Raw genomic sequence first — 25,498 nt, 5'->3', positions numbered from 1 at the left:
CCGGGCGCTTATTGCTCGGTGGTATCCAGAGGTTCTGGCGTAGGAACCGGTACGGTTTCAACACCGTCTACGTCCTTCTGGATTTGATCAAGCAATGAACCAGGCTTGGCTGGAACTTCGCTCTTCTCGGCTGGAGCTTGAGTCGCCGGTTCGGTCACGTCTGTGCCGCCGGTTTTGCCGAGAATGGCTTCGTCGCGGCTGACGCCAGGCTTGAAGTCACCTGACAGGCTCACGAGCTGGTCGTTCTGGTTGAAGAACACACTGATGCGTTCCTGTTGGCGTTCTCCGCCGCCGGGCTGCAGGCTATACAGATAATCCCAGCGATCAGGGTGGAATGTATCGGTCAGCAGGGCATTACCCATGATAAACCGCACTTGCCGGCGGGTCATTCCCGGGCGTAACTGGTTTATCATGTCCTGCGTGACGACATTGCCCTGTTGGATGTCGATTTTGTAAACCCCGGGGAATGAACAACCGGCGAGTGCGAGCAGTCCCACAAAGGTGAAACTGGTTAGCAAGAGCTTGGTGTTTTGCATCGGTGGGCGACTTCCACTATCTTGGCTGGGACAACGTAAACGCCGATCATACCCGTATTAAGAGAAGCTGCGAAGCGGCTTCCGCGAGAAAGCTAACCATGGTTGAAAATAGCGAACTACGTAAGGCCGGACTTAAGGTGACTCTGCCACGAGTCAAAATTCTACAGATGCTTGACTCTGCAGAGCAGCGTCACATGAGCGCCGAGGATGTTTACAAGGCACTTATGCAAGCAGGCGAGGACGTCGGTCTGGCCACGGTTTACCGTGTTCTGACCCAGTTTGAGTCAGCTGGGCTGGTGATTCGCCATAATTTTGATGGCGGTCATGCTGTCTTTGAATTGGCTGATGCTGACGGCGGCCACCACGACCATATGGTCAACGTGGACAGCGGTGAAGTGATCGAGTTTTTCGACGAAGACATCGAAAAACTGCAGCACGCCATTGCAGCCAAGCACGGTGTTGAGTTGGTGGATCACAACTTGGTGCTGTACGTGCGCAAGAAGGCCAAGTAAGAGCATGTCACGCGAATTACGGTTCGCGAAACGATCGAAGGCGGCCCAAGGGCCGCCTTCGTGCTTTCTGATATCGGTTATTTCATGACCGTTCGTCGTTAAGCTGCAAGATTTTTTGCAGTGATCACCATCTTTTTGGCGTGGGCCAGGGATTCCTTGGTCAGGTCGATACCGCCAAGCATGCGGGCGACTTCTTCTACGCGCTCTTTTTTGCTCAGTTTAGCCACGGCCGTGCGGGTGGTATCGCTCTCGCGAACCTTATGGACAAACAGATGTTGATGGCATTGCGCTGCCACTTGCGGCAAGTGAGTGACCGTCAGCACCTGGCCGCGTTCGCCCAGGCGGCGCAGCAGTTGCCCGACGATCTCGGCAGTGGGGCCGCCAATGCCCACGTCCACTTCGTCGAACACCAGGGTCGGTACGCGGGAGGTTTGTGCGGTGATGACCTGAATGGCCAGGCTGATACGCGACAGTTCGCCGCCCGAGGCCACTTTGGCCAGGGCTTTGAGCGGTTGGCCGGGGTTGGCGCTCACCAGCAGTTCAACGTGTTCGAGGCCGAAGGGCGCCGGGTCGCTGCTGGCTTGCGGGCGCAGTTCGATCACAAAGCGGCCGCCAGGCATGCCCAGGCGCTGGATCTCTTCTTCGACGGCACTGCTCAGGCGTGTCGCGGCCAGGTTGCGCAGGTTGCTGAGTTCGCGGGCACACTCTTGATAGTGGCGGGCATAGGAGGTCAGCTCATTGGCCAGACGCTCGATATTTTCATCATTGGCGTTGAGTGTTTCGAGCTCATCCAGCAGTTTTTGCTGCAAGGCGGCCACTTCGGTGGGTTGAACCCGATGTTTGCGTGCCAGGGTATAGATGGTGTCGAGGCGCTCCTCGAGATACTGCAGGCGGCCCGGGTCCGCATCGAAGTGATCAATAAAGCGGTTGAGCTCACCTACGGCCTCTTCGACCTGAATCTGTGCGCTGGCCAGCAGGTCGGTGGCTTCGCCCAGTGAGCCGGAGTTGCTGTTGATGCTCGAAAGCCGGTTGAGGCTGGCCGTCAATGCATTGAGCACGTTGCCGGAATCGCTTTCGCTGCATTGCTCGACTACCTGGCGGCAGATTGTCAGCAGGGTTTCGGCGTTGGTCAGGTTTTTATGTTCCTGCTCCAGCTCTTCCAGTTCGTTTTCTCCCAGCGAGAGTGTCTCCAGCTCTTCAAGCTGATAGCTGAGCAACTGATGGCGCGCGCGCTGTTCGTCGCCGGAGTTGGACAGGTGCTCAAGCTCTTGTTTGGTCTGGCGCCAGCGTTGTGCCGCCAGTTGTACCTGGCGGGCCAGGTCGGTGGCACCGGCGAACTCGTCGAGCAGGCGACGATGGGTATCGGGCTTGAGCAGCGACTGGTGTTCGTGCTGGCTGTGGATATCGATCAGCAGCTCGCCCAGGACCTTGAGGTCGCCCTGGGGGCAGGGCGTGCCGTTGATATAGCTGCGCGAGCGGCCTTCGGCGGTGATGACCCGGCGCAGGATGCACGGGCCGTCGCCTTCAAGGTCGCGCTCGGCCAGCCAGGCACGGGCTTCGGGGATATCCTGCAGGTCGAACGTGGCCAGGATATCGGCCTTGTCGGCCCCGGGGCGCACGACGCCGCTGTCGGCGCGGTCGCCCAGGGTGAGGCCCAATGCATCGAGCATGATCGATTTGCCGGCACCGGTCTCGCCAGTGATTACACTCATCCCGCGATCCAGTTCCAGATCGAGATGTTCAACGATGGCGTAGTTGTGTACGGACAGGTGCACCAGCATGGGAGCTGCTCCAAAACGTAATGTCTGGTTATTTATACAGTGTTTTGTTTCGTGCTGACAATGGCTGTGTTTAGTTCGATTTGCTTGTTTTATTCGGGTTCTTAGCTCGTTTGGTTTTTTCGGCAGTGGGAGGGTGGTTCGCCAAACATGCCTTTTATGGGTTTTTGGCTCTTGAACCTGAGAATTGCGACCCCATATACCTTGGCACAAGCGCGAGTCGAGCTCGCGGACGAAGTTTGAAAGGAGAAATCTATGGCAGACGAACAGACTATGGATACGCAGAACCAGGAAGCCGAAGTAGCTGGCGAAGATCTGGCAACCCGCGTGCAGGTGCTTGAAGAGCAGCTGGCAGCCGCTAACGATCAGGCTCTGCGCGTAGCTGCCGATCTGCAGAACGTTCGCCGCCGCGCCGAGCAGGACGTTGAGAAGGCTCACAAGTTTGCACTGGAAAAATTCGCTGGCGACCTGTTGCCGGTGATCGACAGCCTGGAGCGCGGTCTTGAGCTGTCCAGCCCGGACGATGAAAACATCCGTCCGATGCGTGAAGGGATCGAGCTGACCCTGAAAATGTTCCAGGACACCCTGAAGCGCTATCAGCTGGAAGCCATCGACCCGCACGGCGAACCCTTCAATGCCGAGCATCATCAGGCGATGGCAATGCAGGAAAGCGCAGACCTGGAGCCAAACAGTGTGCTCAAGGTGTTTCAAAAAGGTTATCAGCTCAATGGTCGCTTGCTGCGCCCGGCTATGGTCGTAGTCAGCAAGGCGCCAGCGCCGGTTTCGCCATCGATTGACGAGCAGGCTTGAAATCGGCCACAAGGCCCCCATTTAGAAGTCAAGCGTTAAGCAGTGCCGCAGTTGGTCATTACTGCTGCGGCAACAAAATTCAAATTTAGGGAGAGTAAACATGGGCAGAATTATCGGTATTGACCTCGGGACCACCAACTCGTGTGTGTCGGTTCTGGAAAACGGTAAAGCAAAAGTTATCGAAAACGCAGAAGGCGCGCGTACTACGCCGTCGATCGTTGCGTACGCCAATGATGGCGAAATTCTGGTTGGCCAGTCGGCCAAGCGTCAGGCAGTGACCAATCCGCATAACACCCTGTACGCGGTGAAGCGTCTGATCGGTCGTCGTTTTGACGAAGAAGTTGTACAGAAAGACATTCAGATGGTTCCGTACAAGATCGCCAAGGCTGACAACGGCGACGCCTGGGTTGAAGTGAACGGCCAGAAAATGGCTCCGCCACAAATCTCGGCTGAAATTCTGAAGAAAATGAAGAAAACCGCCGAAGACTACCTCGGCGAGCCAGTGACTGAAGCGGTAATCACCGTTCCGGCCTACTTCAACGACAGCCAGCGTCAGGCGACCAAAGACGCCGGCCGTATCGCGGGTCTGGACGTAAAACGCATCATCAACGAACCAACCGCAGCTGCTCTGGCTTACGGTATGGATAAAGCGAAAGGCGACCACACTGTCATCGTTTATGACCTGGGTGGCGGTACTTTCGACGTGTCGGTCATTGAAATTGCCGAAGTGGATGGCGAGCACCAGTTTGAAGTGCTGGCAACCAACGGTGACACGTTCCTGGGTGGTGAAGACTTTGACATCCGTCTGATCGACTACCTGGTTGACGAGTTCAAGAAAGAAAGCGGCATGAACCTTAAAGGTGACCCGCTGGCGATGCAGCGTCTGAAAGAAGCTGCGGAAAAAGCCAAGATCGAACTGTCTTCGAGCCAGTCGACTGACGTGAATCTGCCTTACATCACTGCAGATGCCACCGGTCCTAAACACTTGAACGTGAAAATTTCGCGCGCCAAGCTGGAATCGCTGGTTGAAGACCTGGTTCAACGCACCATCGAGCCTTGCCGCATCGCGCTGAAAGACGCCGGTATCGACGTTGGCGCAATCAACGACGTGATCCTGGTCGGTGGTCAGACTCGTATGCCGCTGGTACAGAAGCTGGTAACCGAGTTCTTCGGCAAGGAAGCACGTAAAGACGTGAACCCGGACGAAGCTGTTGCAATGGGTGCTGCTATCCAGGGCGCGGTATTGGCCGGTGATGTTAAAGACGTTCTGTTGCTGGACGTGAGCCCGCTGACTCTGGGTATCGAAACCATGGGTGGCGTAATGACTGCCCTGATCGAGAAAAACACCACGATTCCTACCAAGAAATCGCAAGTGTTCTCGACTGCAGACGATAACCAGGGCGCTGTGACCATTCACGTGCTGCAAGGCGAGCGTAAGCAAGCTGCACAGAACAAGTCGTTGGGCAAGTTCGACCTGGCTGACATTCCACCTGCTCCACGTGGCGTGCCTCAGATCGAAGTGACCTTCGACATCGATGCCAACGGCATCCTGCACGTAAGTGCAAAAGACAAGGCGACTGGCAAGTCTCAGTCGATCGTGATCAAGGCTAACTCGGGTCTGTCCGAGGAAGAAATCGCTCAGATGGTTCGCGATGCCGAGATCAACGCTGAGGAAGACCGCAAGTTCGAAGAGCTGGCAGCTGCACGTAACCAGGGCGATGCACTGGTTCACTCGACTCGCAAAATGATCGTCGATGCTGGCGATAAAGTGACCGAGGAAGAGAAAGCTGCAATCGAAGCTGCTGTAGTTGCACTTGAAACCGCTGTTAAAGGCGACGACAAGGCGGCTATCGAAGCCAAGGTTGAAGAGCTGTCCAAGGTATCGGCTCCGGTTGCACAGAAAATGTACGCCGAGCAGGCGAACCCGGCAGACGCAGCGGCCAAGCCAGCTGATTCGGCTGAAAAAGCGGACGACGTTGTCGACGCTGAGTTCGAAGAAGTAAAAGACAACAAGTAATCAGCTTGTTTGTCGCCCGGTTGACCGCGCTTGCGCGGTGACTGGTAGGATGTCGCCGCGCGGGAGCTTGCTCCCGCGTTGGCGTGTCTGGAGTACCGAAATTTTTACAGCATGCGACAAAGTCGAATGCTGGCGGTTTGGTCTGGATCTTTTCTGTTTTCCGGCCTGAAGTAACCGCTCCTGGCGGCCAATGCATTGGCTGTTAAACACAAACCTATATCGTTGAAAAGACGTGAGTCGGGTCTGATCCTTTTCGGGCTTGGCGGGTTTGGCGAGGCTCGGGAGGGTTTTGTCGAACGTCCTTGAGAGTGCAAAGAATTATGGCAAAGCGCGACTATTACGAAATTTTGGGTGTTGAACGCACCTCGACCGAGATAGAGCTGAAAAAGGCTTATCGTCGTCTGGCGATGAAGCATCACCCGGACCGTAATCCGGATGACAAGGCTTCGGAAGAATTGTTCAAAGAGGCCAACGAGGCTTACGAGGTTCTGTCGGACTCCAGCAAACGTGCTGCTTACGATCAATACGGTCATGCCGGTGTTGATCCACAAATGGGCGGCGGCGGTGCAGGTTTCGGCGGTCAGAACTTCTCCGATATTTTCGGTGATGTGTTCAGCGACTTCTTTGGCGGTGGTCGTGGCGGCTCCCGGGGTGGCGCTCAGCGCGGTAGCGATTTGCGCTACACGCTGGAGCTGGATCTGGAAGAAGCCGTACGCGGTACTACGGTCAATATCCGCGTTCCTACACTGGTCAATTGCAAACCATGTGACGGTTCGGGCGCCAAGAAAGGTTCTTCGCCTGTGACCTGTACCACCTGTGGCGGTATTGGTCAGGTGCGCATGCAGCAGGGTTTCTTCGCGGTTCAGCAGACTTGCCCGCGCTGCCACGGTCAAGGCAAGGTGATTTCTGATCCGTGCGAGAGCTGCCGTGGTGAAGGCCGCGTAGAAGAATACAAAACCCTTTCTGTGAAAGTGCCGGCTGGTGTTGATACCGGTGACCGCATTCGTCTGTCGGGCGAAGGCGAGGCGGGCGTGCAGGGTGGGCCTACGGGTGACCTGTATGTGGTGATCGATGTGCGCGAGCACGCGATTTTCCAGCGCGACGGCAAGCATCTGTTCTGTGAAGTGCCAATCAACTTTGCCGACGCTGCGCTGGGTGCTGAAATTGAAGTGCCGACACTGGATGGTCGGGTCAAGCTGAAAATCCCGGAAGGCACACAAAGCGGCAAGCAGTTCCGTTTGCGTGGCAAGGGTGTGGCCCCTGTACGGGGTGGCGGTGCTGGCGACTTGATGTGCCGTGTGGTGATCGAAACCCCGGTCAAGCTGAGCCGCCGCCAGCGTGAGCTGATGGAAGAGTTCCGCACCACGCTGGAAGGTGACAGCAGTCACTCGCCGAACGCCACTGGCTGGTTCGAAGGCGTAAAGCGTTTTTTCGGCGACCTGTAAGGAGCGGTAGATGCGACGTATAGCTGTGATGGGCGCTGCCGGGCGCATGGGCAAGACCTTGATCGATGCGGTGCAGCAGCGTTCGCCGCTGTGCGGGTTGACGGCGGCCATCGTGCGTCCTGGCAGCTCCCTGGTGGGGGCTGATGCCGGTGAGCTGGCTTCTATCGGGCGCATCGGCGTGCCGTTGTCCGAAAGCCTGCAAGCGGTCGCGGCTGATTTTGACGTGCTGATCGACTTCACCTTGCCTGAAGTGATGCTCGCCAACCTGGCGGTGTGTCGCAAATTGGGCAAGGCCATGGTCATTGGTACGACGGGGCTGAATGCCGAGCAGAAGCAGTTGCTGGTCGAGGCTGGCCAGGATATTGCGATTGTCTTTGCTTCCAACTTCAGTGTCGGCGTCAACCTGTCGTTCAAGCTGCTGGATATGGCGGCGCGGGTGATGGGTGAGGATGCCGATATCGAAATCATCGAAGCTCATCATCGGCACAAAGTCGACGCGCCTTCGGGTACCGCGATGCGCATGGGTGAGGTGATCGCCGATGCGTTGGGTCGTGACCTGCAAAAGGTTGCGGTCTATGGTCGTGAAGGCCATACCGGTGCCCGTGAGCGCGAAACCATCGGTTTTGCCACGGTGCGCGGCGGTGATGTGGTGGGTGATCACACGGTCTTGTTCGCCACTGAAGGCGAGCGCCTGGAAATTACCCACAAGGCATCCAGCCGCATGACCTTTGCCAAGGGTGCTGTTCGTGCTGCTCTCTGGCTGCAAGGGCGTGAGCCTGGCCTGTATGACATGCAGGATGTGCTCGACCTGCGCTGAGTAACCTCTGTAAAATCGGGCTGTTGGCGCGCCAGTAGCCCGATTTTTAACCGCTAAGCGATGTTCTGTCGCTTTCCCCTGTCTTTTAGACTCTTTAGCGGTAGACCAAAAAAGCCTTTTTCTGTAAGCTACAGCTTTAGTGTGTCCACTAAAAGCGCGCAGATAATTCGATGAAGAAGCGGGGTGACGTGTCCATACGTCACTCCGCTTTTTTACAACCTGCGATCGCCCTTTCAGGCTTTATTTACGGGAGGTCTTCTTGACTAAGCAAGCCATACTCGCCCTCGCTGATGGCAGCATTTTTCGCGGCGAAGCCATTGGGGCCGACGGTCAAACCGTTGGTGAGGTGGTGTTTAACACCGCAATGACTGGCTACCAGGAGATCCTGACGGATCCTTCCTACGCTCAGCAAATCGTGACCCTGACTTACCCGCATGTTGGCAACACCGGTACTACCCCGGAAGACGCCGAGTCTGATCGTGTCTGGTCCGCAGGTCTGGTAATTCGTGATCTGCCGCTGGTTGCAAGCAACTGGCGCAACACCATGTCGCTGGCCGACTACCTGAAAACCAACAATGTTGTGGCTATCGCCGGTATCGACACTCGCCGCCTGACGCGCATCCTGCGTGAGAAAGGCGCGCAGAACGGTTGCATCATGGCGGGCGACAACATTTCTGAAGAAGCTGCCATCGCAGCGGCCCGCGGCTTCCCGGGCCTGAAGGGCATGGATCTGGCGAAAGTCGTCAGCACCGAAAAAGCCTACGAGTGGCGCTCCAGCGTCTGGAACCTGGCTACCGACAGTCACCCGACCATCGAAGCCAGCGAGCTGCCTTACCACGTGGTCGCTTATGACTACGGCGTAAAGTGGAACATCCTGCGCATGCTGGTTGAGCGCGGCTGCCGCGTGACCGTGGTTCCGGCACAGACTCCGGCCAGTGACGTTCTGGCACTCAACCCGGATGGCGTGTTCCTGTCCAACGGCCCGGGTGACCCTGAGCCTTGCGACTACGCGATCACAGCAATCAAGCAAGTGCTGACCACCGAGATTCCGGTTTTCGGTATCTGCCTGGGTCACCAGCTGCTGGCCCTGGCCTCCGGCGCCAAGACCGTGAAAATGGGTCATGGCCATCACGGTGCAAACCACCCGGTTCAGGATCTGGACACCGGTGTAGTAATGATCACCAGCCAGAACCACGGTTTTGCGGTAGACGAAGCGAGCTTGCCAGCCAATGTGCGCGCCATCCACAAGTCGCTGTTCGACGGCACCCTGCAAGGTATCGAGCTGACCGACAAAAGCGCTTTCAGCTTCCAGGGTCACCCTGAAGCAAGCCCTGGCCCGAACGACGTTGCACCGCTGTTCGATCGCTTCATCAATGAGATGGCCAAGCGCCGTTAATCAGCCTCCTTTTGCAGCGCCCTGTGGCGGCCCCGAATTTCGGTGGCCCCCAGGGGGCTTCAGGAACCTGATTGACAGCTTGCCGACTGACCTGCGGATTTGAGTGACAAACCCATGCCAAAACGTACAGACATAAAAAGCATCCTGATTCTCGGCGCTGGCCCGATTGTTATCGGCCAGGCGTGTGAATTCGACTACTCCGGCGCCCAGGCCTGCAAAGCCCTGCGCGAGGAGGGTTACCGCGTCATCCTGGTGAACTCCAACCCTGCCACTATCATGACCGACCCGGACATGGCTGACGCCACGTACATCGAGCCGATCAAGTGGCAGACCGTTGCCAAGATCATCGAAAAAGAGCGTCCGGATGCACTGCTGCCAACCATGGGCGGCCAGACAGCTCTGAACTGCGCACTGGACCTGGAGCGCGAAGGCGTGCTCGAGAAGTTCGGCGTAGAAATGATCGGCGCCAACGCTGACACCATCGACAAAGCTGAAGACCGTTCGCGTTTCGACAAGGCCATGAAGTCCATCGGCCTGGATTGCCCGCGCTCCGGTATCGCCCACACCATGGAAGAGGCCAATGCGGTCCTCGAGCGACTGGGCTTCCCGTGCATCATTCGTCCGTCCTTCACCATGGGCGGCACCGGTGGCGGTATTGCTTACAACCGTGAAGAGTTCGAAGAGATCTGCACCCGTGGTCTGGACCTGTCGCCAACCAAAGAGCTGCTGATCGACGAATCCCTGATCGGCTGGAAAGAGTACGAGATGGAGGTTGTCCGCGACAAAAAAGACAACTGCATCATCGTTTGCTCGATCGAAAACTTCGACCCGATGGGCGTGCACACCGGTGACTCGATCACCGTTGCTCCGGCACAGACCCTGACGGACAAGGAATACCAGATCATGCGTAACGCCTCGTTGGCGGTACTGCGTGAGATCGGCGTTGAAACCGGCGGTTCCAACGTTCAGTTCGGTATCTGCCCGGACACCGGCCGTATGGTCGTGATCGAAATGAACCCGCGTGTATCGCGTTCGTCGGCGCTGGCATCGAAAGCCACCGGCTTCCCGATCGCTCGTATCGCTGCCAAATTGGCGATCGGTTACACCCTGGACGAGCTGCAAAACGAAATCACCGGCGGCGCTACGCCTGCGTCCTTCGAGCCGTCCATCGACTACGTTGTGACCAAGCTGCCGCGCTTCGCTTTCGAGAAGTTCGCCAAGGCTGACGCCCGTTTGACCACACAGATGAAATCTGTGGGCGAAGTCATGGCCATCGGCCGGACTTTCCAGGAATCCCTGCAAAAGGCCCTTCGCGGTCTGGAAGTAGGTGTCAGCGGTCTTGATCCAAAGCTGGACCTGAGCAACCCGGAAAGCATGGCCGTGCTCAAGCGCGAGCTGACCGTGCCGGGCGCCGAGCGTATCTGGTACGTGGCTGACGCGTTCCGCGCCGGCATGACCGTTGAAGATATCTTCGGCATGAACATGATTGACCCTTGGTTCCTGGTACAGATCGAAGATCTGATCAAGGACGAAGCAAAGATCAAGACCATGGCGCTGACATCGATCGACCGCGATGCCATGTACCGCTTCAAGCGCAAGGGCTTCTCCGACGCGCGTCTGGCCGTTCTGCTGGGTGTGACCGAGAAGAACCTGCGTCGCCACCGCCACAAGCTGGAAGTGTTCCCGGTCTACAAGCGCGTTGACACCTGCGCAGCCGAGTTCGCTACCGACACCGCCTACATGTACTCCACCTATGAGGAAGAGTGCGAAGCCAACCCTTCGGATCGTGACAAGATCATGATTCTGGGTGGTGGCCCGAACCGTATCGGCCAGGGTATCGAGTTTGACTATTGCTGCGTTCACGCCGCTCTGGCGCTGCGTGCCGACGGTTACGAGACCATCATGGTCAACTGCAACCCGGAAACCGTTTCCACCGACTACGACACCTCGGATCGTCTGTACTTCGAATCCGTAACCCTGGAAGACGTGCTGGAAATCGTGCGTGTCGAGAAGCCAAAAGGCGTGATTGTCCAGTACGGCGGCCAAACCCCGCTGAAACTGGCGCGTGCCCTGGAAGAAGCCGGCGTGCCGATCATCGGTACCAGCCCTGACGCGATCGACCGTGCAGAAGACCGTGAGCGCTTCCAGCAGATGGTTGAGCGCCTGAACCTGCGTCAGCCGCCTAACGCTACTGTGCGCAGCGAAGACGAAGCCATTCGTGCCGCTGGCAAGATCGGTTACCCGCTGGTTGTTCGTCCTTCCTACGTGTTGGGCGGCCGTGCGATGGAAATCGTTTACGAAGAAGACGAGCTCAAGCGCTACCTGCGTGACGCAGTGAAAGTGTCCAACGACAGCCCCGTGCTGCTGGACCACTTCCTCAACTGCGCCATCGAAATGGACGTGGATGCTGTCTGCGACGGTACTGATGTAGTGATCGGCGCAATCATGCAGCACATCGAGCAGGCTGGCGTTCACTCCGGTGACTCCGCTTGCTCGCTGCCGCCGTACTCGCTGCCGCTGCACATCCAGGACGAGATGCGCGAGCAGGTCAAGAAAATGGCTCTGGAGTTGGGCGTTGTCGGCCTGATGAACGTGCAATTGGCTCTGCAGGGCGAAGATATCTACGTGATCGAAGTGAACCCGCGTGCATCGCGTACCGTTCCTTTCGTCTCCAAGTGCATCGGTGTTTCCCTGGCGATGATCGCAGCTCGCGTAATGGCCGGTAAAACCCTGAAGGAAATCGGTTTCACCAAAGAAATCATTCCTAACTTCTACAGCGTGAAAGAGGCGGTCTTCCCGTTCGCCAAATTCCCGGGTGTTGACCCGATTCTCGGCCCTGAGATGAAGTCCACCGGTGAAGTGATGGGCGTGGGCGATACCTTCGGCGAAGCGTTTGCCAAGGCCCAGATGGGTGCAAGCGAAGTGCTGCCGACTGGCGGTACTGCTTTCATCAGCGTGCGCGACGACGACAAGCCGCTGGTGGCCGGCGTTGCCCGCGACCTGATCAACCTGGGCTTTGAAATCGTTTCGACCGTTGGCACTGCCAAGTTCATCGAAGCAGCAGGCTTGAAAGTACGCCGTGTGAACAAGGTGACCGAAGGTCGTCCGCACGTTGTCGACATGATCAAGAACGACGAAGTAACCTTGATCATCAACACTACCGAAGGACGTCAGTCGATTGCTGACTCCTATTCCATTCGCCGCAACGCGCTGCAGCACAAGATCTACTGCACCACGACTATTGCTGCTGGCGAAGCGATCTGTGAAGCGCTTAAATTCGGTCCTGAAAAAACCGTACGTCGCTTGCAGGATCTACACGCAGGATTAAAGGCATGATCAAGTACCCAATGACGGTCCAGGGCGCCAAAGCCCTGGAAGAAGAACACGCACATCTGACCAAGGTTGTCCGTCCCAAGCTGAGCCAGGATATCGGCACGGCGCGTGAGCTGGGCGACCTTAAAGAAAACGCTGAATACCATGCTGCCCGTGAGCAGCAGGGTATGGTTGAGGCGCGTATCCGTGACATCGAAGGCCGCATGCAGAACGCGGTGATCATCGATGTAACGACTATTCCTCACACCGGCAAAGTGATTTTCGGTACCACGGTCGAGATCGCCAACGTTGAAACTGACGAAAGCGTGACCTACCAGATCGTTGGTGAAGATGAGGCTGACTTCAAGCTCGGAAAGATCTCCGTTGGTTCGCCACTTGCCCGTGCCTTGATTGCCAAGGAAGAGGGTGATGTGGTGGCGGTGAAAACACCGGGCGGCGTCATTGAGTACGAAATTGTCAAAGTAAGTCACATCTAAGAAGAGCGCCCGCCGTGTGCGGGCGCACTTTTTTGGCGGTCGGCCCGGGTGTTCCGGGTTGGCGGCCTGTGGTTGTTGCACACAGAATTGTTTGCCGGTGCTGGCCGCAATGCGGTTGGCAGCGAAGCTGTTGAAGTGGCATGGAGCAAGTGGGGAAGTAGTGCGTTGGGCGTCTCTGGCTGCCTGATGCGTTGCGCGGGCAGTGCTTGCATGACTCTCGGGCTTTGGCCCTGGAAGAGTTTCAGGGCGCGCCAGGCGCACCCTTGACCCTTGTCTACATCACTTGAAACGGTGGATGTTCGACAGTTGCTTGTTTACATTGACGTTCTTGCGGTACAGAAGCGCCATTTTGCCGATAACCTGTACCAGTTCCGCTTTGCCGGCCTTGCACAGTTCTGCAATGGCCTCCAGGCGGGATTCGCGATCCAGAATGTTGACTTTGATTTTAATCAGCTCGTGATCGCCCAATGCGCGTTCGAGTTCGGCTAAAACACCTTCAGTCAAACCATTGTCAGCCACAGTCAAAACTGGTTTCAGATGGTGGCCAATGGATTTGTACTGTTTCTTCTGCTCTTGAGTGAGCGGCATAATCTGACCCCTGTGTCTGATCTTGTAAAAAGCGGCGGCCAGTTTACCCGAGCGAGTCCCAGACCGCCCAGTTAATCACGACCCGTTTAAAATTTTTGAGGTGGCCCGTGGCCCGTTCCAAGACTAGCCTTAACTGGCTGAAAGAACATTTCAACGACCCGTACGTCAAAATGGCGCAAAAAGACGGGTATCGCTCCCGTGCCAGCTACAAATTGCTGGAGATCCAGGAGCGAGACAAGCTGATCCGTCCCGGTATGACCGTTATCGACCTGGGTGCAGCCCCGGGTGGCTGGTCGCAGGTGACCAGTCGTCTGATCGGTGGTCAGGGGCGTTTGATTGCTTCCGACATCCTGGACATGGACAGCATCCCTGATGTGACCTTCATCAAGGGCGATTTTACCGAGGACGCCGTGCTTGCTCAGATCCTCGAGGCCGTCGGAAATACACAAGTAGACCTTGTGATTTCAGATATGGCCCCCAATATGAGTGGATTGGCAGCTGTCGACATGCCGCGGGCGATGTTTCTGTGCGAATTGGCACTGGATCTTGCCGGTCGCGTCCTGCGTCCAGGTGGTGATTTTCTGATTAAGGTTTTCCAGGGGGAAGGCTTCGATCAGTACCACAAGGACATTCGCAAGCTGTTTGACAAGGTACAGATGCGCAAGCCGTCCTCGTCGCGAGACAGGTCCCGCGAGCAGTATTTGCTGGGGCGCGGCTTCCGCGGTGTTGAAGGTTCGGCCAGTGATGAACGTCTGTAACAAGGGCGATAGATTTTTTTGAATCGCTTTACAGATCTGGCATAACGAATATTGTGTAGGCAAAGTTTCACAAAGGGTTACAGACGGAGCCTGCAAGGGTTGTAGGCAATGTAGTAAGTTATGCCGGTGAATATCATGCGAAGCACGCTTCAGTAGCGGGGCTTGTGCTTCAGAGGGTAGCTAATTGAACGATATGGCAAAGAATCTGATCCTGTGGTTGATCATCGCCGCTGTCCTGGTGACAGTGATGAACAACTTCTCCAGTCCAAACGAGCCACAAACCCTCAACTATTCCGACTTCATCCAGCAAGTTAAGGATGGCAAGGTCGAGCGCGTTGCCGTGGATGGCTACGTGATTACCGGCAAACGCAGCGATGGCGATACCTTCAAAACCATCCGTCCGGCGATTCAGGACAACGGTTTGATCGGCGACCTGGTGGATAACCACGTCACCGTTGAAGGCAAATTGCCTGAGCAACAAAGCATCTGGACCCAGTTGCTGGTTGCGAGCTTCCCGATCCTGGTGATTATTGCGGTCTTCATGTTCATGATGCGCCAGATGCAGGGCGGTGCCGGCGGTAAAGGCGGCCCGATGAGCTTTGGCAAGAGCAAGGCGCGGCTGCTGTCGGAAGACCAGGTCAAGACGACCCTGGCTGACGTGGCAGGTTGCGATGAAGCCAAGGAAGAAGTGGGCGAGCTGGTTGAGTTCCTGCGCGATCCGGGCAAGTTCCAGCGCCTGGGCGGGCGTATCCCTCGCGGCGTACTGATGGTGGGTCCGCCAGGTACGGGTAAAACCCTGATCGCCAAGGCGATTGCGGGTGAGGCCAAGGTACCGTTCTTCACTATTTCCGGTTCCGACTTTGTTGAAATGTTCGTGGGCGTTGGTGCAAGCCGTGTTCGTGACATGTTTGAGCAGGCCAAGAAGCACGCGCCTTGCATCATCTTTATCGATGAGATCGACGCTGTCGGTCGTCACCGTGGTAACGGTATGGGCGGCGGTCATGACGAGCGCGAGCAGACCCTTAACCAGTTGCTGGTTGAGATGGACGGCTTTGAGATGAATGACGGCATCATCGTGATTGCCGCCACCAACCGTCCTGACGTGCTTGACCCTGCGCTGCTGCGTCCAGGTCGCTTTGACCGTCAGGTCGTGGTTGGCTTGCCGGACATCCGTGGTCGCGAGCAGATTCTCAAAGTACACATGCGTAAAGTGCCAATGGGCGACGACGTCCAGCCGGCTGTTATTGCACGTGGTACCCCGGGCTTCTCGGGTGCCGACCTGGCCAACCTGGTCAACGAAGCTTCCCTGTTCGCGGCGCGTACCGGCAAGCGTGTTGTTGAAATGAAAGAGTTCGAGCTGGCCAAGGACAAGATCATGATGGGCGCCGAGCGCAAATCGATGGTCATGTCCGATAAAGAAAAGCGCAACACGGCCTATCACGAAGCGGGTCACGCTATCGTTGGTCGCGTAGTGCCTGAGCATGATCCGGTCTACAAGGTGTCGATCATTCCTCGTGGCCGCGCCCTGGGCGTGACCATGTTCCTGCCGGAAGAAGATCGCTACAGCTTGTCCAAGCGTGCGCTGATCAGCCAGATCTGCTCGCTGTATGGCGGCCGTATCGCTGAAGAGATGACCTTGGGCTTTGACGGTGTGACCACCGGCGCTTCCAATGACATCATGCGAGCCAGCCAGATTGCCCGCAACATGGTGACCAAGTGGGGCTTGTCCGAGAAGCTCGGCCCGCTGATGTATGCCGAAGACGAAGAGTCCTATCTGGGTCGTGGCGGTGGTCAGTCTGCAAACGTGTCGGGCGAGACAGCCAAGCTGATCGACTCCGAAGTGCGCAGCATCATTGATCAGTGCTACAACACGGCCAAGCAGATCCTGACCGAAAATCGCGACAAGCTGGATGCAATGGCTGACGCGTTGATGAAGTACGAAACGATCGATGCCGATCAGATCGACGACATCATGGCGGGTCGTCCGCCACGTGAGCCGCGTGACTGGGAAGATGGCAACTCGGGTACCCCGACTGCCCCTACGCTGGATAAAACCGAGCGCCCGGAAACACCTATCGGCGGCCCTGCTGCTGATCAATAAGGCTTGAAATGACTTCTGTTCAGTCCTCAACCCGGTTGCCTTGCGGCAACCGGGTTCTTGATTTGGCCCATACGCATGTTATGGGCATCCTCAATGTCACCCCTGATTCCTTTTCCGATGGCGGCCGCTTTGCTGCCCTGGATGCAGCTCTGCGCCATGCAGAGGCGATGGTGCAGGCGGGTGCAACCCTGATTGATGTTGGCGGTGAGTCAACGCGCCCCGGAGCTCCTGTGGTATTGCCGCAGGAAGAGCTCGACCGGGTTGCTCCTGTTGTCGAGCGAATTGCCCGGGAACTGGATGTGATTATTTCGGTCGATACATCCGCGCCAATCGTCATGACCGAGGTTGCGCGCCTGGGAGCAGGGTTGATCAATGATGTGCGCTCGCTGCGCCGTGAAGGGGCCTTGCAGGCCGCTGCGGCGACAGGCTTGCCGGTATGCCTGATGCATATGCTCGGTGAGCCTGGAGACATGCAGGATAACCCGCATTACGAAGACCTGGTGGGCGAGGTGTCGACGTTTCTCGCTGACAGCATGGCGCGTTGCGCTGCTGCTGGCATTGAGGCTGAACGCATCGTGCTCGATCCGGGCTTTGGTTTTGCCAAGACATTGCAGCACAATTTGAGCCTGTTCAAGCATATGGAGGCCTTGCATGCGCTGGGTCGGCCTTTGCTGGTGGGCGTGTCACGTAAAAGCATGGTCGGGCAGACACTGAACCGGCCAGTTGCAGGGCGTCTCTATGGAAGCCTGGCGCTTGCAGCATTGGCGATGACCAAGGGTGCGCGCATTCTGCGCGTCCATGATGTTGCCGAAACAGTTGATGTGGTACGGATGATCGCAGCGGTAGATTCCGCCGACTAAGAATGATGGAGCACTTATGACAAAGAAGTATTTTGGCACCGACGGTATTCGTGGTCGGGTCGGCGTTTATCCGATTACCCCTGACTTTATGCTCAAGTTGGGTTGGGCAGCGGGCATGGCGTTTCGCAGCAAGGGCGCTTGCCGGATCCTGGTAGGCAAGGACACCCGCATCTCGGGTTACATGTTTGAGTCGGCTCTTGAAGCGGGCTTGTCGGCTGCCGGGGCTGATGTGATGTTGCTGGGGCCTATGCCGACACCGGCCATTGCCTACCTGACACGTACCTTCCATGCGGAAGCGGGCATCGTGATCAGCGCTTCGCACAATCCCCACGACGATAATGGCATCAAGTTCTTTTCCGGCGAGGGCACCAAGCTGCCTGACGACGTTGAACTGATGATCGAAGAGTTGCTGGATGCGCCGATGACCGTTGTCGATTCCGACAAGCTCGGCAAGGTCTCGCGGATCAATGATGCGCCGGGCCGTTATATCGAATTCTGTAAAAGCAGCGTGCCAAGCAGCACCAAATTCAGCGGTATGAAGATTGTTCTCGATTGCGCCCACGGTGCTACCTACAAGGTTGCGCCAAGTGTTTTCAAGGAGCTGGGTGCTCAAGTCGTTGTTCTGTCGGCGCAGCCTGATGGCCTGAACATCAACGAAAACTGCGGTTCGACCCATATGGGTCAGTTGCAGGCTGCCGTGGTGGCTGAAGGTGCGGACCTGGGTATTGCTTTTGATGGCGACGGCGATCGCGTGTTGATGGTTGACCATACCGGTGCCGTGGTCGATGGCGATGAGCTGTTGTTTATCATTGCCCGTGACCTGCACGAGCGTGGCAAATTGCAGGGTGGCGTTGTCGGTACGCTGATGAGCAACCTTGGCCTTGAGCTGGCATTGGCTGACCTGGGTATCGAGTTCGTACGCGCCAATGTGGGCGACCGTTACGTTATCGCGGCCCTGCAAGAGCGTAACTGGCTGGTGGGTGGCGAGAACTCCGGGCATATCGTGTGCTTCCACCACACCACCACTGGCGATGCGATCATTGCTGCGCTGCAGGTGTTGTTGTCCTTGCGTCGTCGCGATGAAAGCCTGGCCCAGTCGCGTCAGGCGCTGCGCAAGTGCCCGCAAGTGTTACTGAATGTTCGTTTTGCCGGTGGCGTCGACCCTGTCGAGCACCCGGCGGTGAAGGAGGCGTGCGCGCGAGTGACGGCTGCCATGAATGGCCGTGGTCGTGTGTTGTTGCGCAAGTCCGGAACAGAGCCTTTGGTGCGCGTGATGGTCGAAGGCGATGACGAAAACATGGTTCGCGGCTACGCCGAAGAGCTGGCAAAACTGGTAAGTGAAGTTTGTGCCTGATTCGGCTTGCCAGCTTTGATTTGGTTGGGTAACATCTGCGCCCACTTTGACCGACGAGGTAAAGCATGCGTCGCACTATGGTAGCTGGTAACTGGAAGATGCACGGTACCCGCGCCAGCGTCGCTGAGCTGATCGACGGTCTGCGTGGTCTGGTCCTGCCAAACGATGTTGATGTTGCAGTTTTTCCGCCTCAGCTGTTTATTGATCGTGTTATCAATGGCTTGCAAGGCGCAGCGATTTCGGTCGGTGCTCAGGATGCTGCAGTGGAGTCGGGGCAGGGCGCGCTGACTGGCGAGATTTCCTCTAGTCAGTTGGCCGACGCAGGTTGCAAGCTGGTGCTTGTGGGGCACTCCGAACGCCGCCTGATACTGGGTGAGCAGGACGAGACACTCAATCGCAAGTTTGCAGCGGCCCAAGCCTCAGGCTTGACGCCAGTGTTGTGCATAGGGGAAACCCTGGAGCAGCGCGAAGCGGGGCAAACGCTGGAAGTGGTAGAGCGTCAGCTGAATGCCGTGATTGACGAGTTTGGCATTGATGCTTTTGTAAATGCCGTGATTGCATACGAGCCGGTCTGGGCCATTGGCACCGGGCTGACCGCATCACCACAGCAAGCGCAAGATGTGCATGCGGCCATTCGCGCACAGCTGGCGCAAAAGAATTCTGAAGTGGCACAAGGTGTGCGGCTTCTATACGGCGGCAGCGTGAAGGCGGCCAATGCGGTCGAACTGTTCAGCATGCCGGATATCGATGGGGGACTCATTGGCGGGGCTTCCCTGAATGCAGATGAGTTCGGTGCGATCATTCGTGCCGCAGGAAACTGAAAATGCTGGATAACGTCGTAACTGTGTTTCATCTGTTGACAGCATTGGGTGTAATTGCCCTGGTTTTGCTGCAACAGGGCAAGGGGGCGGATGCTGGAGCATCTTTCGGCGCAGGTGCATCAAATACTGTGTTCGGAAGCCAAGGTTCCTCTACCTTTCTTAGTAAGTTTACTGCTATACTTGCCGCAGGTTTTTTCATAACCAGCTTGGGGTTAGGTTACTTTGCTAAAGAGAAGGCTGAACAGCTGACTCAAGTAGGTTTGCCAAATCCAGCGGTGTTGGAAGTTCCAGTGCAAAAGCCGGCTTCAGATGATGTTCCGGTGCTTCAAGAGCAAAAGTCGGCAACTCCTGCGACTGACGTACCTCCAGCTCAAGAGCAAAAGTAAAACGGGTTTCATGATGTAAACGTTGTATTGCCGAGGTGGTGGAATTGGTAGACACGCAACCTTGAGGTGGTTGTGCCCATAGGGTGTAGGGGTTCGAGTCCCCTTCTCGGTACCAATTATCAAGAATGCCCGCAGTAGCGGGCTTTCTTGTATGTGGAAGGTTGGATTGACCCGTCACGGGATCAACCGTATACTTCCGCTCCAGCTTTGTCGCGGGATGGAGCAGTCTGGTAGCTCGTCGGGCTCATAACCCGAAGGTCGTCGGTTCAAATCCGGCTCCCGCAACCAGTTTCAGCGGAGCCCCTTTTCAGGGGCTTTTTGTTAGCTGGACACTTTATAGCGTCGGTATTCAACGACGTTTCAGAGATGGGCGCTTCGCCCATTTTTTCATTTTGCACAGCATGCACAAACATGCACTAGGGGGTTCAGGTGTCGAGCAAGCTAGAACAGTTGCAGGACTTGTTGGCCCCGGTGGTCGTGGCCCTTGGCTATGAATGCTGGGGTATTGAATTTTCGGCTCAAGGCCGCCATTCAATGTTGCGTGTGTATATCGACAAGGAAGGCGGCGTACTGGTGGATGACTGCGCTATCGTGAGTCGTCAGATCAGCGGCGTTCTGGATGTCGAAGATCCTATCGCTGTTGAATACACCCTTGAAGTTTCTTCTCCTGGCATGGAACGCCCGCTGTTCACCCTTGAACAGTTTGCCCAATTTGTCGGTGAGCAAGTGAAGATCAAGCTGCGCTCGCCTTTTGAAGGGCGACGCAACTTTCAGGGCCTTCTGCGCGGCGTAGAAGAGCAGGACATCGTGGTGCAGGTTGAAGACCATGAGTTCCTGTTGCCGATCGATATGATCGACAAGGCCAACATTATTCCCAGTTTTGACTGAGACGCGGATCCCGCGGATCCAATGGCTTGCGAAAGGCGAGGCGTACGATGAGCAAAGAAGTACTGCTGGTTGTTGAGTCGGTGTCCAATGAAAAGGGCGTACCGGCAAACGTTATTTTTGAAGCGCTGGAGCTGGCTCTGGCCACCGCTACTAAAAAGCGTTTTGAAGACGAAGTCGAACTGCGTGTGGAAATCAATCGCCACACCGGTAACTATGAGACTTTCCGTCGCTGGACTGTGGTCGAAGACGAAGATCTGGATGATCCAGCATACGAGTTGGCTGTAGACCAGGCCCAGGCGAAACAGCCAGGCGCGAAAGCCGGCGATATTATCGAAGAGAAAATCGATTCTATCGAATTCGGTCGAATTGCTGCACAGACGGCCAAACAGGTCATCGTGCAAAAAGTTCGCGAAGCCGAGCGTGCTCAAGTAGTCGATGCCTATCGTGAGCGTCTGGGCGAAATCATTTCCGGCACCGTTAAAAAGGTGACCCGCGACAATGTGATCGTTGACCTGGGTAACAACGCTGAAGCGTTGCTGGCCCGTGAAGACATCATTTCGCGTGAGACTTTCCGTGTTGGCGTACGCCTTCGCGCATTGCTCAAGGAAATCCGCACTGAAAACCGCGGTCCTCAGCTGATCCTGTCGCGTACAGCGCCAGAGATGCTGATCGAGTTGTTCCGCATTGAAGTGCCAGAAATCTCCGAAGGCCTGATCGAAGTGATGGCGGCCTCCCGCGATCCTGGATCACGCGCTAAAATAGCCGTTCGCTCGAAAGACAAACGCATTGATCCGCAAGGTGCCTGCATTGGTATGCGCGGTTCGCGTGTCCAGGCAGTGTCCGGCGAATTGGGCGGAGAGCGAGTGGATATCGTCCTTTGGGATGACAACCCGGCGCAGTTCGTGATCAACGCAATGTCGCCAGCAGAAGTGGCGGCTATTATCGTCGACGAAGATGCCCATGCAATGGACATCGCCGTTGGCGCAGACAATCTGGCCCAGGCGATTGGTCGCGGCGGTCAGAACGTACGTCTGGCCAGCCAGTTGACCGGCTGGACCCTGAACGTGATGACCGAATCGGACATCCAGGCCAAGCAGCAAGCAGAAACCGGCGATATCCTGCGCAACTTCATCGAAGAGCTGGAAGTTGATGAAGACCTGGCGCAGGTACTGGTTGATGAAGGCTTTACTAGCCTGGAAGAGATTGCCTACGTACCGGTGGAAGAAATGCTCAACATCGATGGCTTTGACGAAGATACCGTCAACGAGCTTCGCGCTCGCGCCAAGGATCGACTGTTGACTAAAGCCATCGCTACTGAGGAAAAGCTGGCAGACGCCCATCCGGCCGAAGACCTGCTCTCGCTTGAGGGTATGGACAAGGATTTGGCGATGGAACTGGCGGTGCGCGGCGTAATTACCCGCGAAGACCTGGCCGAGCAGTCTATTGACGACCTGCTCGACATCGACGGCATTGACGATGATCGTGCCGGCAAGTTGATCATGGCCGCCCGAGCCCATTGGTTCGAGTAATTAGGCGCGGCCTGAGGAGAGAAATGCATGACGCAAGTCACGGTGAAACAACTGGCCGATGAGGTCAAAACACCGGTTGAGCGCCTGTTGCAGCAGATGCGTGAGGCAGGTCTGCCGCACAACGCCGCCGAGCAGAATGTAACCGATAGTGAGAAGCAGGCTCTGCTGACTCACCTTAAAAGCAGCCACAAGGCTAAAGTGGAAGAACCGCGCAAGATCACTTTGCAGCGTAAAACCACCAGTACCCTGCGTGTAGCTGGCAGCAAAAGCATCAGCGTTGAAGTACGCAAGAAGAAAGTCTTCGTACAGCAAAGCCCGGAAGAAATCGAAGCCGAGCGCAAACGTGAGATGGATGAACGTCGTGCAGTAGAAAATGCCGCACGTCAAAAGGCTGAAGAAGAGTCCAAGCGTCGCGCCGAAGAAGAAGCGCGCCGCCAGCCTGCATCTGCTCCTGTTGCAGCACCGGCCCCGGCCGCTGCAGCGCCTGCACCTGTGCAAGCCGCAGCGCCAGCACCGGCTCCAGCCGCTGATGCACGCAAGCGTGACGAACAGCGTCGCCCGGACAAACCACGCGCAGACGATAACAATCGTCGCGGCAGTGGTGACGGCGATCGCAAAAACGCTCCGCATCGTGCCTCGGTTAAAGAAAAAGCACCGACTCCACGTGTTGCTCCGCGCACTTCCGACGAAGAAAGCGACAGCTTCCGTCGCGGTGGTCGTGGCAAGGGCAAGCTGAAGAAGCGCAACGCTCACGGTTTCCAGAGCCCAACCGGCCCTGTAGTTCGTGACGTGCAGATTGGCGAGACCATCACTGTCGGCGATTTGGCCGCACAGATGTCGGTCAAGGCTGCCGAAGTCATCAAGTTCATGTTCAAGCTGGGTACTCCAGCAACCATCAACCAGGTACTGGATCAGGAAACTGCCCAACTGGTTGCTGAAGAACTGGGCCACAAAGTGACTCTGGTCAGCGACAACGCCCTGGAAGATTCCCTGGCCGAGTCCCTGAAGTTCGAAGGCGAGTCGTTCTCCCGTGCACCGGTTGTGACCGTAATGGGCCACGTTGACCACGGTAAAACGTCCCTGCTCGACTACATCCGTCGTGCCAAGGTAGCGGCTGGCGAAGCCGGTGGTATTACCCAGCACATCGGTGCGTACCACGTTGAAACCGAACGCGGCATGGTCACGTTCCTCGATACCCCGGGTCACGCTGCGTTTACCGCAATGCGTGCTCGTGGTGCCAAGGCGACTGACATCGTGATTCTGGTTGTGGCTGCAGACGACGGCGTAATGCCGCAGACCATCGAAGCCGTTCAGCATGCGAAAGCCGCTGGCGTGCCTCTGGTTGTTGCAGTGAACAAGATCGACAAGCCAGGTGCTGACCTCGATCGTATTCGTAGCGAACTGTCCGTTCACGGCGTGACGTCGGAAGAGTGGGGTGGTGACACTCCGTTTGTTTCGGTCTCGGCGAAAATGGGTACCGGCGTTGACGAATTGCTCGAAGCCGTACTGCTGCAAGCTGAAGTTCTGGAACTCAAGGCAACTCCATCGGCTCCTGGCCGTGGCGTAGTGGTTGAGTCCCGTCTGGACAAAGGCCGCGGTCCTGTTGCTACCGTTCTGGTTCAAGACGGTACCCTGCGCCAAGGCGACATGGTACTGGTCGGTTCCAACTACGGCCGCATCCGCGCCATGCTCGACGAGAACGGCAAGCCTATCAAGGAAGCCGGTCCATCCATCCCTGTCGAGATTCTCGGCCTGGACGGTACGCCAGATGCTGGCGACGAGATGAGCGTAATGACCGACGAGAAGAAGGCACGTGAAGTTGCCCTGTTCCGTCAAGGCAAGTTCCGCGAAGTGAAACTGGCGCGTGCTCACGCAGGCAAGCTGGAAAACATCTTCGAGAACATGGGCCAGGAAGAGAAGAAGACGCTTAACATCGTCCTCAAATCTGACGTCCGTGGTTCGTTGGAAGCTCTGCAGGGCGCTCTGAGCGGCCTGGGTAACGACGAAGTGCAAGTGCGCGTAGTGGGCGGCGGTGTCGGTGGTATCACCGAGAGCGACGCTAACCTGGCACTGGCCTCCAACGCTGTACTGTTTGGCTTCAACGTGCGTGCCGATGCCGGCGCTCGCAAGATTGTCGAGCAGGAAGGCCTGGACATGCGTTACTACAACGTCATCTACGACATCATCGAAGACGTCAAGAAAGCCCTTACCGGCATGCTTGGCAGCGACGTTCGGGAGAATATCCTGGGTATCGCTGAAGTCCGTGACGTGTTCCGTTCGCCTAAGTTCGGCGCGGTTGCAGGTTGCATGGTGCTGGAAGGTGTTGTTCACCGTAACCGTCCAATCCGCGTACTGCGTGAAGACATCGTTATCTACGAAGGCGAGCTGGAATCCCTGCGTCGCTTCAAAGATGACATGTCCGAAGTGCGTGCCGGCATGGAATGCGGTATCGGCGTCAAGAGCTACAACGACGTTAAAGTCGGTGACAAGATCGAAGTGTTCGAGAAGGTCCAGGTTGCTCGCAGCCTCTAACTCGCGAGCCTCAAGAGCGAGGACGAGCCCGCGCATGCAAATGCGCAGCGCTCGGCCTGGACTCTAAACGCAACGCCCGGTCCGGCTTCTGTCGTGCCGGGCGTTTGCCGCTTTCAGACCGCATGGGTTTCCCATGGGTGAGTAACAGGTAACAAGACATGGCAAAAGAATATAGCCGTACCCAACGTATTGGCGATCAGATGCAGCGCGAGCTGGCACAGCTGATCCGTCGTGAAGTCAAAGACCCGCGCGTGGGCCTGGTCACCATTACTGCTGTTGAAGTCAGCCGTGACGTCGGTCACGCCAAGATCTTCATCACCGTGATGGGTCAGGACAGCGCTGAAGATATCGCCCAGAGCATCAAGGTGCTGAACTCGGCAGCGGGTTTCCTGCGCATGCAACTGGCGCGTGAAATGAAGCTGCGCAGCGTTCCGCAGTTGCACTTCCACTACGATGAAAGCGTCGTGCGTGGTGCTCATCTGTCCGCTTTGATCGAGCGTGCAGTGGCTGAAGACAATCAGCACCCTGAAACCACTGCTCCCGAAGACACCAAGGAGTAAC

At 56.7% G+C, this 25,498-nt stretch carries 21 protein-coding genes and 2 tRNA genes; 20 read left to right on the top strand and 3 right to left on the bottom strand.

Going from position 1 to position 25,498, the window contains the following annotated elements:
• Positions 1 to 8: 8 nt before the first annotated feature.
• Positions 9 to 536 (bottom strand): outer membrane protein assembly factor BamE, encoded by a 528-nt coding sequence (locus ACP7BE_RS21340; protein ID WP_016783453.1) that lies wholly within the window; start codon positions 534 to 536, stop codon positions 9 to 11.
• Between the two features lie 98 nt (positions 537 to 634).
• Here ACP7BE_RS21340 and fur point away from each other — a divergent pair, with 98 nt between their 5' ends.
• Positions 635 to 1,048: a ferric iron uptake transcriptional regulator gene (gene fur / locus ACP7BE_RS21335; protein ID WP_029611724.1), complete on the top strand. Its 414-nt coding sequence runs from the start codon at positions 635 to 637 to the stop codon at positions 1,046 to 1,048.
• A gap of 98 nt (positions 1,049 to 1,146) precedes the next feature.
• On the opposite strand, the gene recN is transcribed toward fur, so the two are convergent.
• A complete protein-coding gene (recN, locus tag ACP7BE_RS21330; RefSeq protein WP_095002544.1) occupies positions 1,147 to 2,829 on the bottom strand; it encodes a DNA repair protein RecN in 1,683 nt (560 codons plus the stop codon).
• Positions 2,830 to 3,081: 252 nt separating this feature from the next.
• Between recN and grpE the strand changes: the two genes are divergently transcribed.
• The 7 genes from grpE (at position 3,082) to greA (ending at position 13,120) form a co-directional block, all read left to right on the top strand.
• Entirely contained in the window at positions 3,082 to 3,636 is a 555-nt protein-coding gene (grpE, locus tag ACP7BE_RS21325) for a nucleotide exchange factor GrpE (RefSeq protein WP_095002545.1), read from the top strand.
• Positions 3,637 to 3,736: 100 nt separating this feature from the next.
• Positions 3,737 to 5,653 carry a molecular chaperone DnaK gene (gene dnaK, locus ACP7BE_RS21320; RefSeq protein ID WP_095002546.1) on the top strand — a complete coding sequence of 639 codons (1,917 nt, stop codon included), beginning with the start codon at positions 3,737 to 3,739 and terminating at the stop codon, positions 5,651 to 5,653.
• Positions 5,654 to 5,973: 320 nt separating this feature from the next.
• On the top strand, positions 5,974 to 7,098 hold the full coding sequence (gene dnaJ / locus ACP7BE_RS21315) for a molecular chaperone DnaJ (protein WP_095002547.1): 1,125 nt from the start codon (positions 5,974 to 5,976) through the stop codon (positions 7,096 to 7,098).
• Positions 7,099 to 7,108: 10 nt separating this feature from the next.
• The gene (dapB, locus tag ACP7BE_RS21310; protein WP_095002548.1) at positions 7,109 to 7,915 is read left to right on the top strand and encodes a 4-hydroxy-tetrahydrodipicolinate reductase; all 807 of its coding nucleotides are present in this window, start codon (positions 7,109 to 7,111) and stop codon (positions 7,913 to 7,915) included.
• A 259-nt stretch (positions 7,916 to 8,174) separates the two neighbouring features.
• Entirely contained in the window at positions 8,175 to 9,311 is a 1,137-nt protein-coding gene (gene carA, locus ACP7BE_RS21305; RefSeq protein ID WP_016783446.1) for a glutamine-hydrolyzing carbamoyl-phosphate synthase small subunit, read from the top strand.
• A gap of 114 nt (positions 9,312 to 9,425) precedes the next feature.
• Positions 9,426 to 12,647: a carbamoyl-phosphate synthase large subunit gene (gene carB / locus ACP7BE_RS21300; protein WP_218723253.1), complete on the top strand. Its 3,222-nt coding sequence runs from the start codon at positions 9,426 to 9,428 to the stop codon at positions 12,645 to 12,647.
• Positions 12,644 to 13,120, top strand: a complete 477-nt coding sequence (greA, locus tag ACP7BE_RS21295) for a transcription elongation factor GreA (RefSeq protein WP_016783444.1) — start codon at positions 12,644 to 12,646, stop codon at positions 13,118 to 13,120. The genes carB and greA overlap by 4 nt, the downstream gene beginning before the upstream one ends.
• A 279-nt stretch (positions 13,121 to 13,399) precedes the next feature.
• Here the strand turns inward: greA and yhbY are convergent, their stop codons facing one another.
• Positions 13,400 to 13,708: a ribosome assembly RNA-binding protein YhbY gene (gene yhbY, locus ACP7BE_RS21290; protein ID WP_003439595.1), complete on the bottom strand. Its 309-nt coding sequence runs from the start codon at positions 13,706 to 13,708 to the stop codon at positions 13,400 to 13,402.
• A gap of 107 nt (positions 13,709 to 13,815) precedes the next feature.
• Between yhbY and rlmE the strand changes: the two genes are divergently transcribed.
• The 12 genes from rlmE to rbfA all read left to right on the top strand — a co-directional run bounded on the left by rlmE (position 13,816) and on the right by rbfA (position 25,497).
• On the top strand, positions 13,816 to 14,466 hold the full coding sequence (gene rlmE / locus ACP7BE_RS21285) for a 23S rRNA (uridine(2552)-2'-O)-methyltransferase RlmE (protein ID WP_016783443.1): 651 nt from the start codon (positions 13,816 to 13,818) through the stop codon (positions 14,464 to 14,466).
• Between the two features lie 193 nt (positions 14,467 to 14,659).
• Positions 14,660 to 16,567, top strand: coding sequence for an ATP-dependent zinc metalloprotease FtsH (ftsH, locus tag ACP7BE_RS21280; RefSeq protein WP_016783442.1), 1,908 nt, complete (start codon positions 14,660 to 14,662; stop codon positions 16,565 to 16,567).
• An 8-nt stretch (positions 16,568 to 16,575) separates the two neighbouring features.
• Positions 16,576 to 17,427, top strand: coding sequence for a dihydropteroate synthase (gene folP, locus ACP7BE_RS21275; RefSeq protein ID WP_095024429.1), 852 nt, complete (start codon positions 16,576 to 16,578; stop codon positions 17,425 to 17,427).
• A gap of 16 nt (positions 17,428 to 17,443) precedes the next feature.
• On the top strand, positions 17,444 to 18,781 hold the full coding sequence (gene glmM / locus ACP7BE_RS21270) for a phosphoglucosamine mutase (protein ID WP_095025609.1): 1,338 nt from the start codon (positions 17,444 to 17,446) through the stop codon (positions 18,779 to 18,781).
• A 65-nt stretch (positions 18,782 to 18,846) separates the two neighbouring features.
• Positions 18,847 to 19,602 carry a triose-phosphate isomerase gene (gene tpiA / locus ACP7BE_RS21265; protein WP_095002552.1) on the top strand — a complete coding sequence of 252 codons (756 nt, stop codon included), beginning with the start codon at positions 18,847 to 18,849 and terminating at the stop codon, positions 19,600 to 19,602.
• Between the two features lie 2 nt (positions 19,603 to 19,604).
• Entirely contained in the window at positions 19,605 to 19,988 is a 384-nt protein-coding gene (gene secG, locus ACP7BE_RS21260; protein ID WP_003439612.1) for a preprotein translocase subunit SecG, read from the top strand.
• Between the two features lie 29 nt (positions 19,989 to 20,017).
• A tRNA-Leu gene (locus tag ACP7BE_RS21255) sits at positions 20,018 to 20,103 on the top strand.
• Between the two features lie 96 nt (positions 20,104 to 20,199).
• Positions 20,200 to 20,276, top strand: a tRNA-Met gene (locus tag ACP7BE_RS21250).
• A 141-nt stretch (positions 20,277 to 20,417) separates the two neighbouring features.
• On the top strand, positions 20,418 to 20,876 hold the full coding sequence (gene rimP, locus ACP7BE_RS21245; RefSeq protein ID WP_016783438.1) for a ribosome maturation factor RimP: 459 nt from the start codon (positions 20,418 to 20,420) through the stop codon (positions 20,874 to 20,876).
• Between the two features lie 47 nt (positions 20,877 to 20,923).
• Positions 20,924 to 22,405 carry a transcription termination factor NusA gene (gene nusA, locus ACP7BE_RS21240; RefSeq protein ID WP_016783437.1) on the top strand — a complete coding sequence of 494 codons (1,482 nt, stop codon included), beginning with the start codon at positions 20,924 to 20,926 and terminating at the stop codon, positions 22,403 to 22,405.
• Positions 22,406 to 22,432: 27 nt separating this feature from the next.
• Positions 22,433 to 24,937: a translation initiation factor IF-2 gene (gene infB / locus ACP7BE_RS21235; RefSeq protein WP_095002554.1), complete on the top strand. Its 2,505-nt coding sequence runs from the start codon at positions 22,433 to 22,435 to the stop codon at positions 24,935 to 24,937.
• 158 nt (positions 24,938 to 25,095) lie between these two features.
• Complete coding sequence (gene rbfA / locus ACP7BE_RS21230) at positions 25,096 to 25,497, top strand: 30S ribosome-binding factor RbfA (RefSeq protein WP_016783435.1); 402 nt, start codon at positions 25,096 to 25,098, stop codon at positions 25,495 to 25,497.
• The last annotated feature ends 1 nt before the right edge of the window (position 25,498 follow it).

It is taken from the genome of Pseudomonas sp. TWR1-1-3, from assembly GCF_049896805.1.
Classification (GTDB): Bacteria; Pseudomonadota; Gammaproteobacteria; order Pseudomonadales; family Pseudomonadaceae; genus Aquipseudomonas; species Aquipseudomonas bubulae.
This window is presented reverse-complemented; position numbering and strand designations above follow the sequence as displayed.